Source organism: Streptomyces sp. NRRL S-244 (assembly GCF_000717915.1).
GTDB lineage: Bacteria > Actinomycetota > Actinomycetes > Streptomycetales > Streptomycetaceae > Streptomyces.
The window spans coordinates 1-11,844 of the sequence record NZ_JOCX01000017.1; the positions used below are offsets into that span (position 1 = coordinate 1).

Below are 11,844 nucleotides of genomic sequence, written 5' to 3' on the forward strand. Positions count from 1 at the left end.
CTCCCGGCCCTCCCCCGCCGCTGCGGCGCCTCCCTCGGAGGGCCCCTAGACCGGGTGGCGGAAGCCGATGGTCGGGACCGCCCTGCGCCGCGAGGCCGGCTCCGCGCGCGGCGGGACCAGCGCGTCCAGGAAGCCGTAGCGCGGCCGCAGGGCCTCGGGGGCCGTGCGCCACCAGTGGGCCACCTCCGGCCAGCCCGGGGCCGACAGGGAGCCGCCGAACTCCTGGACCGACAGGGCCGCCGTCAGGCCCGCGAAGGCCAGCCGGTCCGCCAGCGGCCAGCCCGCCAGGGTGCCGGTGACGAAGCCCGCCACGTAGACGTCCCCCGCCCCCGTCGGGTCCAGCTCCTCCACCGCGATCCCGGGGACCTCCGCCGACTCCCCGGTCCGTCCGTCCACCGCGTACGAGCCCTCCGCGCCCATCGTCACCACCGCGACCGGCACCTTCTCGGCCAGCGCCCGGGCCGCGGCTCTCGGACAGTCGGTCCGCGTGTAGCGCATCGCCTCCCCCGCGTTCGGCAGGAAGGCCTCGCAGTGCTCCAGGTCGGGCAGGGCCCCCAGGTCCCAGCGGCCGCTCTCGTCCCACCCCACGTCCGCGAAGACCCGCGCCCCGCGCCGCGCCGCCTCCGCGATCCACGGCTCCGTCCGCCCCTGCGCCAGCGAGGCCACGGCCGCCCGGGTGCGCGGCGGACACTGCGGGAACGGCCCGGGGCCGGCCGGGGGCGGGGCCTCGTGGCCGTGCGAGACCATCGTGCGCTCGCCCTCGTACGCCATCGAGACCGTGACCGGGCTGTGCCAGCCGGGGATGGTCCGCGACATCGACAGGTCGATGCCCTCGCCCTGTTCCAGTGCGTCCCAGCAGTACTCGCCGTAGTGGTCGTCGCCGAACGCCGCGGCCAGCGAGGTGCGCAGGCCGAGCCGGGACAGGGCGGTGGCCATGTTGGCCACCCCGCCCGGGCTGGAGCCCATGCCGCGCGCCCAGGACTCCGTACCGCGCACCGGGGCCGAATCGAGGCCGGTGAAGATGATGTCGAGGAAGACCGTGCCGGTCAGGTAGACGTCGAACCCCGGTTCCAGGGGGTCGCGCAGCGGACCGAGCGGGTCCACGGCTGCGGCTGCGCTGTCGAGCGGGTCCACGGCTGCGCTGCGGCTGGTGCGGCTGTCCCGACTGGTCACGGTGTACTCCCCGGCTGGTGCGAAGGCTCGTTTCTGCAAGCGGGCATGCGGTGGAAAGCTGCCAACCCTGCCCACCCCCGACAGGGCCAAAACACAGTGTGTCGCACATCACTCTCATGGCGCTCTTCTCCGGGTCGCGGAGCACTTGATAGACAAAGGGGCCGCAGCCTCGCGGAAGATCCCGCCCCATCTGCGCACCACCGGGAAGAGCCGTGTCCGACAACACCTCCGCGCCGCCCGCCGCCTGGCCCCTGGTGGCCCTCTTCACGGCCGGGTACCTCGCCCCCTACCTGCTTCCCACCGTCGTCGGACGCCTCGACGCCCATCTCCCGCTGAGTCCCGCCCAGGCCGGGCTCGTCGGCACCGCCCTGCTGCTCGGCTCCGCCACGGCCGGATTCACCCTGGCCTCCCGCATCCCCCGCCGCGGTCCGCGCCCGCTGGCCCGGCTCGGGCTGCTGCTCGCCGCCCTGGGCTACGGCACCGCGGCCTCGACCTCGCTGCTCCCACTGGTGGTCGCGGGCGTCGTCGTCGGCGGCTTCGGCTCCGGCAGCGCCACCGCCGTGGCCGCCGCGGGGATCGCCGGGCACCGCGATCCGCACCGCATCTCGTCCCTCGGGCTGCTGTCGGTCTCGGCGACCGCGGGGGCGCTGTACCTGACCCTGCCGCACCTCGGCGGCGGGCACGGGCTGCCGTTCGCGGCCATCGCCCTGGTCGCGGCGCTGGCCTGGCCGGCCACCGGCCGGCTCGGCGGGCCCACCCGCCCCGGGCCGGCCGTACGGAGCTCCGGGCGGCCGCCGTACCCGCGCGCCGGGGCGGTGCTGGCGGGCTGCCTGCTGCTCTGGTCGCTGACCCAGGAGGCCCTGTGGGGCGTCAGCGGCCGGATCGGCGCCGAGCAGGCGGGGCTGTCCGAAGCCACGCTGGGCGTCGTCTTCGCGGTGGCGCTGGGCGCTGGCCTGCTCGGGGTCACGGGCGCCTCCGCGTTCGGCACCCGGCTGGGGCGGGCGGTCCCGATCGGCGCGGGCACGGCGGCCATCGCGGGCTGCGTGGTGCTGACCTCCTCCGCGGACGGGCTCGGCGGGTTCGCGGCCGGGGAGATCCTGTGGAACGCGGTCTACCCGGTCGTCCTCTCGTACGTGATCGGCCTCGCGGCCGCCCTGGACCCGCGCGGCCGCTGGGCGGTCTTCGCCGGAGCCGCCTCCTCGCTGGGGACGGCCTGCGGCCCCGTGGCGGGCAGCCTGCTCGCCGAGGCGTTCGGATTCCCGGGGATGGGGCTCGTGCTGGGCGGGCTGCTGCTCGCGGTGGCCGGTCCGCTGACCGCCGTCGCCCTGCACGCGGGCCGGAGCCCGGCGGCGGCCGACGAGCCGGTCCTGCGCGTCGCGGCCCAGGCCCCGGTGGTATCCCCCGGGACCGTGCCGGAGCCGGCCGGCTCGCCCGTCCGCGTACGCCGCACCCCGCGCCGGGTGCTGCTGCTCTCCCCGGCGGCCCGCCGCTCCCGCGACCGGGAGCGCGAGCGCGAGCGCGAGCGCGAGCGCGAGCGGTCCGGCTAACCCCGCTTCGGCAGGGGAACCCGTACGAGGTCCGCGGCGATCGTCAGCTCGCCCTCGAAGCCGACCGCGCGGGCCTGGCGTTCGAACTCCTGCGGGTCCGAGTAGCGCTGCGAGAAGTGCGTCAGCACGAGGTGCCGTACGCCCGCGTCCCGCGCGGTCCGGGCCGCCTGGCCTGCGGTGAGGTGCCCGTGGTCGGTGGCGAGCGCCTCGTCCTCGTCGAGGAACGTGGACTCGATCACCAGCATGTCGCAGCCCGCGGCGAGCGCGTCCACCCCGGGGCACAGCCGGGTGTCCATCACGAACGCGAAGCTCTGTCCCGGCTTGTGCTCGCTGACGTCGTCGAGCGTGACCCCGCCGAGGCTCCCCTCGCGCTGGATCCGGCCCACGTCGGGCCCCTTGATCCCGTGCCGCGCGAGCAGTTCGGGCACCATGCGGCGCCCGTCCGGCTCGGTGAGCCGGTAGCCGAAGGACTCCACCGGGTGCGAGAGCCGGCGGGCTTCCAGGACGTACGAGGGCTCCCGGGCCAGCCTCCCGTCCGCGGCCACGGGCTCCTCGCGGAGCGGGACCGTCTCCCGGTAGGCGGTGGCGTACCGGAGCCGGTCGAAGAACTTCTGCCCGGAGGCCGGGTAGTGCGCGGTGACGGGGTGCGGGACCCGGTCCAGGTTGATGCGCTGGATCACCCCGGCGAGCCCCAGGCTGTGGTCACCGTGGAAGTGGGTGATGCAGATGCGGTTGATGTCGTGCGCGGCCACCCCGGCGCGCAGCATCTGGCGCTGGGTGCCCTCGCCGGGATCGAAGAGGATGCCCTCGCCGTCCCAGCGCAGGAGGTAGCCGTTGTGGTTGCGGTGGCGGGTGGGCACCTGGCTGGCGGTGCCCAGCACCACGAACTCTCGTACGGACACGGTGTTATCCGGGGGGCCACTGGAGGCCGCGGCCGCCGAGGACGTGCGCGTGCGCGTGGAAGACGGTCTGGCCGGCGCCGGCGCCGGTGTTGAACACGACACGGTAGCCGTGGGCGTCGAGCTTCTCGTCGGCCGCGATCTGCCCGGCCTCGCGCAGCAGGTCGGCGGCGATGACCGGCTCGGCGGCGGCGAGGGAGGCGGCGTCGGGGTAGTGCACCCGGGGGATCACGAGGACGTGCGTGGGCGCCTGCGGGTTGATGTCCCGGAAGGCGAGCGTCGTCTCGGTCTCCCGGACCACGGTCGCCGGGATGTTCCCCGCGACGATCTTGCAGAACAGGCAGTCCGCCTGCGGTTCCCCGGCCATTGCTCCGCCTTCCGAGACTGTGGCGCCGGCGGACGGGCCGCCCGCGCCGACGATGATCAGCCCCGGCATCGTATCCGGCGCCGCCGGCGCCCTCATGTGCGTTTCAGGACCAGCGGCCGGTGCGCGCCAGCAGGACCGCCGTCGCCGCGGTGCCGGCGGTGGAGGTGCGCAGGACCGAGTGGCCCAGGCGGTAGGGGTGTGCCCCGGCCTCCGCGAAGACGGCGAGCTCCTCCGGGGAGACCCCGCCCTCCGGTCCGACGACCAGGACGATGGAGCCGTCGGCCGGGAGTTCGGCCGTGGCCAGGGCCCCCGAGGGGGTGTCCCGGTCCTCGTGGAGGACCATCGCCAGATCGGCCCCGGCCAACAGCGCCGCGACCTGCTTGGTGGACATCGCCTCCGCCACCTCCGGGAAGCGGACGCGGCGGGACTGCTTGCCCGCCTCCCGGGCCGTGGCCCGCCACTTGGCCAGGGACTTGGCGCCGCGGTCGCCGCGCCACTGGGTGATGCAGCGCGAGGCCTGCCAGGGGACGATGGCGTCCACGCCGGTCTCGGTCATGGTCTCGACGGCGAGCTCGCCGCGGTCGCCCTTGGGCAGGGCCTGGACGACGGTGATCCGGACCTCCGGCTCGGGTTCCTCCTCGATCGAGTTCAGGTCCATGACGACCAGCCGGTCCTTGCCCTCGGCGGCCTTGACCACGCCCTCCGTCCAGTGACCGCGCCCGTCGGTGAGGACCACGTCCTCGCCCGGGTTCAGCCGTTTCACGGACACCGCGTGCCGGCCTTCGGGGCCGTCGAGCACGAACTCCGGCCCCGCGGGGACCTCTTCGACCACGAACACGGGGGCGGTCATGACGTACTCCTGTTGTTCATCGACTTCAACGCGGATTGGGCCTCGGCCAGTTCGGCCGCCAGCACTTCCACCAGCTCCCCCGCGGGCAGCGCCCGCGCCAGCCGGTGCCCCTGACCCGCCCACAGGGCCATGCCCTGCGGGTCCCCGGCCGCGGCGGCGGCCTTGCGCAGCCCGGCGGTCATGTGGTGGATCTGCGGGTACGCGGCCGGGGCGTACGGCCCGTGCTCCCGCATGAAACGGTTCACCAGGCCCCGGGCCGGCCGCCCCGAGAACGCCCGGGTCAGCTCCGTGTGGGGGAACAGGGGGTCCGTCAGCGCCTGCTTGTGCAGCGGGTGCGCGCCCGACTCGGGGCAGGCCAGGAACGCGGTGCCGAGCTGCGCCGCCTCCGCGCCCGCAGCCAGCAGGGCCGCGATCTGCGAGCCCCGCATCAGACCGCCCGCCGCGATGATCGGGAGGCCCACGGCCTCCCGTACCTGGGCCACCAGCGCGAGCAGGCCCACGCCCGCCGTGCCGTCGGCCTGCGGGTCGTCGCGGTGGGTGCCCTGGTGGCCGCCCGCCTCCACGCCCTGGACGCAGAGGGCGTCGGCGCCCGCCGCCTGGGCGGCGCGGGCCTCGTCGACCGAGGTGACGGTGACGACGGAGTACGTGCCTGCCTTGCGCAGGGCGGCGAGGACCGCGGGTGCGGGGCAGCCGAAGGTGAACGAGACCACGGGGACCGGGTCTTCGAGGAGGATCGCGAGCTTGGCGTCGTAGCCGTCGTCGCTGGTGCCGATGATGTCCTCGTCGGCCAGGGACAGCTCGTACCAGCTGGCCTCGCCGGCCAGCTGCCCGCGGTACGCCTCCACGGCGGCCGGGTCCACGTACCCGGTCTGCGGCATGAACAGGTTCACGCCGAACGGGCGCCGGGTGAGCGCACGCAGCTGCTTGATCTCCTGGTACACACCGTCGGCGGTCTTGTAGCCGCCGGCCAGGAAGCCCAGGCCGCCCGCCTCGCACACGGCCGCGGCCAGCGGCGGGCAGGAGGCTCCGCCCGCCATGGGAGCCTGCACGATCGGGTAAGGGGAGAGACCGTACGGTGCGGAGGACATGCCCTGCATCGTGCCATGTCCCGCCCACCGGGCCGAATCACGGCATTCGCCTGGCATAGTCCGCTTCCCCGGCGGCGTCCGGATCGATGCGGCGAGCCCGGTCCGGGGCATCCCCGGACCGGGCTCGTACGTCTGCCGACAGGCCGGTCAGCGGCCGTTGAAGGCGTCCTTCAGGCGGCTGAACAGGCCCTGCTGACCCGGCGCGAACTGGCCCATGGGCCGCTCCTCGCCGCGCAGCTTGGCGAGCTGGCGCAGCAGCTCCTCCTGCTGGGCGTCCAGCTTGCCGGGGGTGGTGACCTCGACGTGGACGATCAGGTCGCCGCGGCCGCCGCCGCGCAGGTGCGTGACGCCGCGCCCGTGCAGCGGGATCGACTGGCCGGAGCCGGTGCCCGGGCGGATGTCGATCTCTTCCAAGCCGTCCAGGGTCTCCAGCGGGCACTTGGTGCCCAGGGCCGCGGCCGTCATGGGGATGGTCACCGTGCAGTGCAGGTCGTCCCCGCGCCGCTGGAAGGTCGGGTGCGACAGCTCGTGGATCTCCACGTACAGGTCGCCGGCGGGGCCGCCGCCGGGGCCGACCTCGCCCTCGCCCGCGAGCTGGATCCTGGTGCCGTTCTCGACGCCCGCCGGGATCTTGACCGTGAGGCTGCGGCGGGAGCGGACCCGTCCGTCGCCCGCGCACTCGGGGCACGGGGTCGGGACCACGGTGCCGAAGCCCTGGCACTGCGGGCAGGGGCGCGAGGTCATGACCTGGCCCAGGAAGGACCGGGTGACCTGCGAGACCTCACCGCGGCCACGGCACATGTCACACGTCTGCGCCGAGGTGCCGGGGGCCGCGCCCTCGCCGGAGCAGGTGGTGCAGACGACGGCCGTGTCGACCTGGATGTCCTTGGTGGTGCCGAAGGCGGCCTCGTCCAGCTCGAGGTCGAGGCGGATCATGGCGTCCTGGCCGCGGCGGGTCCGCGAGCGCGGGCCGCGCTGCGAGGCCTGGCCGAAGAAGGCGTCCATGATGTCGGAGAAGTTGCCGAAGCCGCCCGCACCGAATCCGCCCGCGCCCGCGCCGCCGCCCGAGGAGGACAGCGGGTCGCCGCCGAGGTCGTAGACCTGCTTCTTCTGCGGGTCCGAGAGCACCTCGTACGCCGCGTTGATCTCCTTGAAGCGCTCCTGCGTCTTCGGGTCCGGATTCACATCCGGGTGGAGTTCACGCGCGAGGCGGCGGAAGGCCTTCTTGATCTCGTCCTGCGATGCGTCGCGGCGCACGCCGAGAACGGCGTAGTAGTCCGTGGCCACTTACGACTCCGCCAGGATCTGTCCGACGTAACGTGCCACTGCGCGTACCGCTCCCATCGTTCCGGGGTAGTCCATGCGGGTCGGTCCGACCACGCCGAGTTTGGCGACAGTCTCGCCGCCCGAACCGTAGCCGACGGAGACGACGGACGTGGAGTTCAGTCCCTCGTAGGCATTCTCATGCCCGATCCGTACGGCCATTCCCGACTCGTTGGCCTCGCCCAGCAGCTTGAGGAGCACGACCTGCTCCTCCAGCGCTTCGAGCACCGGCCTGATCGTCAGGGGAAAATCGTGTCCGAAGCGCGTGAGATTGGCGGTTCCGCCGATCATCAGCCGCTCCTCGGCCTCCTCGACCAGCGTCTCCAGCAGGGTCGAGAGCACGGTCGACACCGTGCCGCGGTCCTCCGGGTCGAAGGACTCCGGCAGGTCCTGCACGAGCTGCGGCACGTCGGTGAACCGGCGGCCGACGACCCGGCTGTTGAGCCGCGCCCGCAGATCGGCGAGCGAGGTCTCGCCGAACGGCGTCTGGCAGTCGACGAGCCGCTGCTCGACCCGGCCCGTGTCGGTGATCAGCACGAGCATGAGCCGGGCCGGAGCCAGCGACAGCAGCTCGACGTGCCGGACCGTGGACCGGGTCAGGCTCGGGTACTGGACGACGGCGACCTGCCGGGTGAGCTGCGCGAGCAGCCGCACGGTGCGGCCGACGACGTCGTCGAGGTCGACGGCGCCGTCGAGGAAGTTCTGGATGGCCCGGCGCTCGGGCGTCGACAGCGGTTTGACCCCCGCCAGCCTGTCGACGAAGAGCCGGTAGCCCTTGTCCGTGGGGATCCGGCCGGCGCTGGTGTGGGGCTGCGCGATGTAGCCCTCCTCCTCCAGCACGGCCATGTCGTTGCGCACGGTGGCGGGCGAGACGCCGAGCCGGTGCCGCTCGGTGAGCGCCTTGGAGCCGACCGGCTCCTCCGTCCCGACGTAGTCCTGGACGATGGCGCGCAGCACCTCGAGTCTGCGTTCGCTGAGCATCGCGCACACCTCCAGCTGGTCGTCGGCGCTCGTCACGGTCGGTTTCATCGGCTTCGTTGGCACTCCGGGCGTTCGAGTGCCAGAGATCCCCCGGCCAGTGTACGGCCGGGTAGTCAGGCCCTGGCAAGGGCGGCCCGCCAGGGTAGCGTCGCGGCATGGACGTGCGTTGGGAAGAGGCGGGCTGGGAGCGGCTGACCGGGCGGACCGGACGGCGCCGACTCCCGGTGTGGGACTGCACGGTGGGACTGGTGGTGGGGGACGAGTCGGTCCTCCTGATCGATCCCGGCTCGTGCGTGCGCGAAGGCGCGCAGCTGCGGGCCGAGGCGGAGCGGCTGACGGGACGGCGCGTGACGCATATCGCATTCACGCACGGACATTTCGATCACGTACTGGGCGTGGCGGCGTTCGCCGGGGCCGAGGTGTACGGGGCGGTCGGGCTGGACGCGGAGCTGTCGACCGGCCGGGAGGAGCTGCGCGTCAGCGCGGTCCTGCAGGGGCTGGCGGAGGCCGAGGCCGCCGAGGCGGTGGACCTGCTGGTGGTGCCGAGGCACTCCGTGTCGGGCGAATGGACGCTGGAGCTGGGCGGGGTGCAGGTGCTGCTGGCCAACGTCGGGCCCGGGCACACCCGGCACGACCTGGCGGTGTTCGTCCCCGGAGAGCGCGAGACGGTGTTCTGCGGGGACCTCGTCGAGGAGTCGGGCGAACCGCAGGCGGGCAGCGACGCGGTGCCGGCGCAGTGGCCGGCGGCGCTGGACCGGCTGCTGTCGCTGGGCGGGGACGACGCGCTGTACGTGCCGGGTCACGGAGCGGTGGTCTCCGCGGCCTTCGTCCGTGAGCAACGCGACACACTGGCACGGCGGTTCGGCGTGTCGGGCCCGTGATCCCGCGCGCTCTCCTACGCTCGGCCGGATGCGCGAGTACTCCCCCGACCTGACCCCGCAGTGGAAGCGCCCCAAGCCGGTGCCGGAGGTGCCGGCGGACACCGACCTGGTGGTCGAGGTGGCGGGTACGGACTTCTGCGGCGCGGTGGTGGCCTGCGAGGCGGGCACGGTGACCCTGGAGGACCGCTTCGGCAAGCGGCGGGTGTTCCCGCTGGAGCCGCGGGGGTTCCTGCTGGAGGGCGCCGTGGTGACCCTGACCCGGCCCTCACGGGCCCCTGCGGCGCCCTTGCGCACGGCGTCGGGCTCGGTGGCGGTCCCCGGGGCGCGCGCCCGCGTGGCGCGCGCCGGGCGGATCTACGTCGAGGGCCGGCACGACGCCGAGCTGGTGGAGCGGGTCTGGGGCGACGACCTGCGGATCGAGGGCGTGGTGGTGGAGTACCTGGAGGGCATCGACGACCTCCCGGCGGTGGTCGCGGACTTCGCCCCGACGGCCGACGCCCGCCTCGGCGTCCTGGTGGACCACCTGGTCCCGGGCTCGAAGGAGTCCCGTATCGCGGCGTCGGTGACCTCGTCGGACGTCCTGGTCGTCGGCCACCCGTACGTGGACGTCTGGCAGGCGGTGAAGCCGTCCGCGCTGGGCATCGCCGCGTGGCCGGTGATCCCGCCGGGCCAGGACTGGAAGACGGGCGTCTGCAGGGCGCTGGGCTGGCCGGAGAACACCGGCGCCGCCTGGCAGCACATCCTGTCCCGCGTGCGGTCCTACAAGGACCTGGAGCCGGTCCTGCTGGGCCGCGTGGAGGAACTGATCGACTTCGTCACGGCCGGCGGCGCCGCCGGTTGAGCTGCGGCAGGGTGCCGAACTCACTGGTGTCGAGCTCGATGCCGAGAACGTCCAACGGCATCGGGTGCCCGAAGGGCTCCCTGTACTCCACGGCGTAGTCGGCGTCCTCGCCCTTGCCGCGCGGCTCGGTGAGCAACAGGCACCCGGCGTAGTAGGGGTCGATGATCAGGTAGGCGGGTACCTTTGCGGCCGCGTAGAGAGCGCGCTTGACGCCGTAGTCGCGATCGAGGCTCGACTTGGAGACGACCTCCACCAGCAAGGTGATCGCCTCGGACGGGACCAGCCGTCCGGTTTCCGGCCCGGCTCCCCGCTCCACGACCACCAGGTCCGGCCGGGGCTCCCCGTTCTCCTCGAGCATGGCGACGTCCTGCGTCTGGAGGCGACGCCAGCGCTCCCTCGGGATCTGGTCCTGGACCGCCTCGACGATGTAGTTGTGGATCACCTCGGGCCCCGCCGTCATCACGATGTCCCCCCGCAGAAGCTCGATCTTGTAGCGTCCGAAGAGCTCGGGATGCTCATCGAACACAGCCTTGATCTGCTCGTACACAGCGTTCATCCCGGTGGTGTCCTCCGCATCCGCCCCTTGCCGTCGGCGGCAGCCTAGGGACGGTGCGGGCAGCTCTCACCCGCATCCGCGGGGGTTCACCCCTGCGAGTGGTCAGTCCACCAGGTCCCGGACCACCGCGTCGGCCAGCAGCCGTCCGCGCAGGGTCAGGACCGCGCGGCCCGCCTCGTACGGGGCGGCCTCCAGGAGGCCGTCGGACAGGGCGCGGCGGGAGGCCGCGAGGCCGGCCGGGGCCAGCAGGGACAGCGGGACGCCGTCCACCAGGCGCAGCTCCAGCAGGATCCGCTCCACCCGGCGGTCCTCCTCGGAGAGGAGTTCGCGGCCCGCGCCCGGGGAGCGGCCCTCCGCGAGGGCGGCGGCGTACGCGCCCGGGTGCTTCACGTTCCACCAGCGGACCCCGCCCACGTGCGAGTGGGCTCCGGGGCCGGCGCCCCACCAGTCGGCCCCGCGCCAGTACAGCTCGTTGTGCAGGCAGCGGCCCGCCTCCGAGGTGGCCCAGTTCGAGACCTCGTACCAGGAGTACCCGGCCTCGGCCATCACCGAGTCCGCGATCAGGTACCGGTCGGCGTGCACGTCGTCGTCGGTCATCGGGACCTCGCCGCGCCGGATCCGGCGTGCCAGCTGCGTGCCCTCCTCCACGATCAGCGCGTACGCGCTGATGTGGTCCGGGCCGGCCCCGAGCGCGGCGGCCAGGGAGGCGCGCCAGTCCTCGTCGGTCTCCCCCGGCGTCCCGTAGATCAGGTCCAGGTTCACGTGCTCGAAGCCCGCCGCCCGCGCCTCCGCGACGCACGCCTCCGGCCTGCCCGGCGTGTGCGTACGGTCGAGCACCTTCAGGACGTGCTGCTTGGCGCTCTGCATGCCGAAGGAGACCCGGTTGAAGCCCCCGGCCCGCAGCTCCGCCAGGTACTGCGGGTTCACGGACTCCGGATTGGCCTCCGTGGTGACCTCGGCGTCCTCGGCCAGCCCGAATTCGTCCCGGATCGCCGCGAGCATCCGTACGAGGTCGGCCGCCGGCAGCAGCGTCGGCGTACCGCCGCCCACGAACACCGTCCGTACGGCCCGCGGGTCGTCGCCGAGCACCTTGCGGGCGAGGCGGACCTCGTCGATCAGGGTGTCGGCGTAGTTCTCCCGGGACGCGAGCACGCCGCCGGTGCCGCGCAGCTCGGTCGCGGTGTACGTGTTGAAGTCGCAGTACCCGCACCGCGTGGCGCAGTACGGGACGTGCAGGTAGAACCCGAGCGGCCGGTCCCCGCCGCCCGCCAGGGCATGCGACGGCAGCGAGCCGTCTTCGGGCATGGGTTCACCGTCGGGCAGTGCGGAAGGCATGAG

At 73.8% G+C, this 11,844-nt stretch carries 11 protein-coding genes and 1 pseudogene; 3 read left to right on the top strand and 9 right to left on the bottom strand.

Going from position 1 to position 11,844, the window contains the following annotated elements; translation table 11 throughout:
* Positions 1–45: 45 nt before the first annotated feature.
* Positions 46–1,134, bottom strand: coding sequence for a PfkB family carbohydrate kinase (locus IF02_RS0121340; protein WP_030159272.1), 1,089 nt, complete (start codon positions 1,132–1,134; stop codon positions 46–48).
* A 251-nt stretch (positions 1,135–1,385) separates the two neighbouring features.
* Here IF02_RS0121340 and IF02_RS0121345 point away from each other — a divergent pair.
* Positions 1,386–2,709, top strand: a pseudogene (locus IF02_RS0121345) (MFS transporter); the annotation flags it as partial.
* 7 nt (positions 2,710–2,716) lie between these two features.
* Here IF02_RS0121345 and IF02_RS0121350 read toward each other — a convergent pair.
* The 6 genes from IF02_RS0121350 to hrcA all read right to left on the bottom strand — a co-directional run bounded on the left by IF02_RS0121350 (position 2,717) and on the right by hrcA (position 8,228).
* Positions 2,717–3,622 (bottom strand): ribonuclease Z, encoded by a 906-nt coding sequence (locus IF02_RS0121350; protein ID WP_030159275.1) that lies wholly within the window; start codon positions 3,620–3,622, stop codon positions 2,717–2,719.
* A gap of 4 nt (positions 3,623–3,626) precedes the next feature.
* A complete protein-coding gene (locus IF02_RS0121355) occupies positions 3,627–3,986 on the bottom strand; it encodes a histidine triad nucleotide-binding protein (RefSeq protein WP_030159277.1) in 360 nt (119 codons plus the stop codon).
* A 103-nt stretch (positions 3,987–4,089) separates the two neighbouring features.
* Positions 4,090–4,836, bottom strand: a complete 747-nt coding sequence (locus tag IF02_RS0121360; protein ID WP_030159279.1) for a 16S rRNA (uracil(1498)-N(3))-methyltransferase — start codon at positions 4,834–4,836, stop codon at positions 4,090–4,092.
* A complete protein-coding gene (locus IF02_RS0121365) occupies positions 4,833–5,924 on the bottom strand; it encodes a nitronate monooxygenase (RefSeq protein ID WP_030159281.1) in 1,092 nt (363 codons plus the stop codon). Before IF02_RS0121365 ends, IF02_RS0121360 begins: the two co-directional genes overlap by 4 nt.
* A 147-nt stretch (positions 5,925–6,071) precedes the next feature.
* Complete coding sequence (gene dnaJ / locus IF02_RS0121370) at positions 6,072–7,211, bottom strand: molecular chaperone DnaJ (RefSeq protein ID WP_030159283.1); 1,140 nt, start codon at positions 7,209–7,211, stop codon at positions 6,072–6,074.
* Positions 7,212–8,228 carry a heat-inducible transcriptional repressor HrcA gene (gene hrcA / locus IF02_RS0121375; RefSeq protein ID WP_030159285.1) on the bottom strand — a complete coding sequence of 339 codons (1,017 nt, stop codon included), beginning with the start codon at positions 8,226–8,228 and terminating at the stop codon, positions 7,212–7,214.
* Between the two features lie 155 nt (positions 8,229–8,383).
* Here hrcA and IF02_RS0121380 point away from each other — a divergent pair, with 155 nt between their 5' ends.
* Positions 8,384–9,109 (top strand): MBL fold metallo-hydrolase, encoded by a 726-nt coding sequence (locus IF02_RS0121380; RefSeq protein WP_030159286.1) that lies wholly within the window; start codon positions 8,384–8,386, stop codon positions 9,107–9,109.
* A gap of 28 nt (positions 9,110–9,137) precedes the next feature.
* The gene (locus IF02_RS0121385) at positions 9,138–9,950 is read left to right on the top strand and encodes a DUF3097 domain-containing protein (RefSeq protein WP_030159288.1); all 813 of its coding nucleotides are present in this window, start codon (positions 9,138–9,140) and stop codon (positions 9,948–9,950) included.
* Here the strand turns inward: IF02_RS0121385 and IF02_RS0121390 are convergent.
* Positions 9,925–10,506 (bottom strand): Uma2 family endonuclease, encoded by a 582-nt coding sequence (locus IF02_RS0121390; protein WP_037836841.1) that lies wholly within the window; start codon positions 10,504–10,506, stop codon positions 9,925–9,927. The two genes, IF02_RS0121385 and IF02_RS0121390, sit on opposite strands and share 26 nt — an antisense overlap.
* Positions 10,507–10,608: 102 nt before the next feature.
* On the bottom strand, positions 10,609–11,841 hold the full coding sequence (hemW, locus tag IF02_RS0121395; RefSeq protein ID WP_030159292.1) for a radical SAM family heme chaperone HemW: 1,233 nt from the start codon (positions 11,839–11,841) through the stop codon (positions 10,609–10,611).
* Positions 11,842–11,844: the final 3 nt, after the last annotated feature.

Bases quoted from the DNA above. Each gene is read 5' to 3' on its own strand.
- IF02_RS0121355 (WP_030159277.1), bottom strand. From the start codon at position 3,986: ATGGCCGGGGAACCGCAGGCGGACTGCCTGTTCTGCAAGATCGTCGCG.
- IF02_RS0121360 (WP_030159279.1), bottom strand. From the start codon at position 4,836: ATGACCGCCCCCGTGTTCGTGGTCGAAGAGGTCCCCGCGGGGCCGGAG.
- IF02_RS0121365 (WP_030159281.1), bottom strand. From the start codon at position 5,924: ATGTCCTCCGCACCGTACGGTCTCTCCCCTTACCCGATCGTGCAGGCT.
- hrcA (WP_030159285.1), bottom strand. From the start codon at position 8,228: ATGCTCAGCGAACGCAGACTCGAGGTGCTGCGCGCCATCGTCCAGGAC.
- IF02_RS0121380 (WP_030159286.1), top strand. From the start codon at position 8,384: ATGGACGTGCGTTGGGAAGAGGCGGGCTGGGAGCGGCTGACCGGGCGG.
- IF02_RS0121385 (WP_030159288.1), top strand. From the start codon at position 9,138: ATGCGCGAGTACTCCCCCGACCTGACCCCGCAGTGGAAGCGCCCCAAG.
- IF02_RS0121390 (WP_037836841.1), bottom strand. From the start codon at position 10,506: ATGAACGCTGTGTACGAGCAGATCAAGGCTGTGTTCGATGAGCATCCC.
- hemW (WP_030159292.1), bottom strand. From the start codon at position 11,841: ATGCCTTCCGCACTGCCCGACGGTGAACCCATGCCCGAAGACGGCTCG.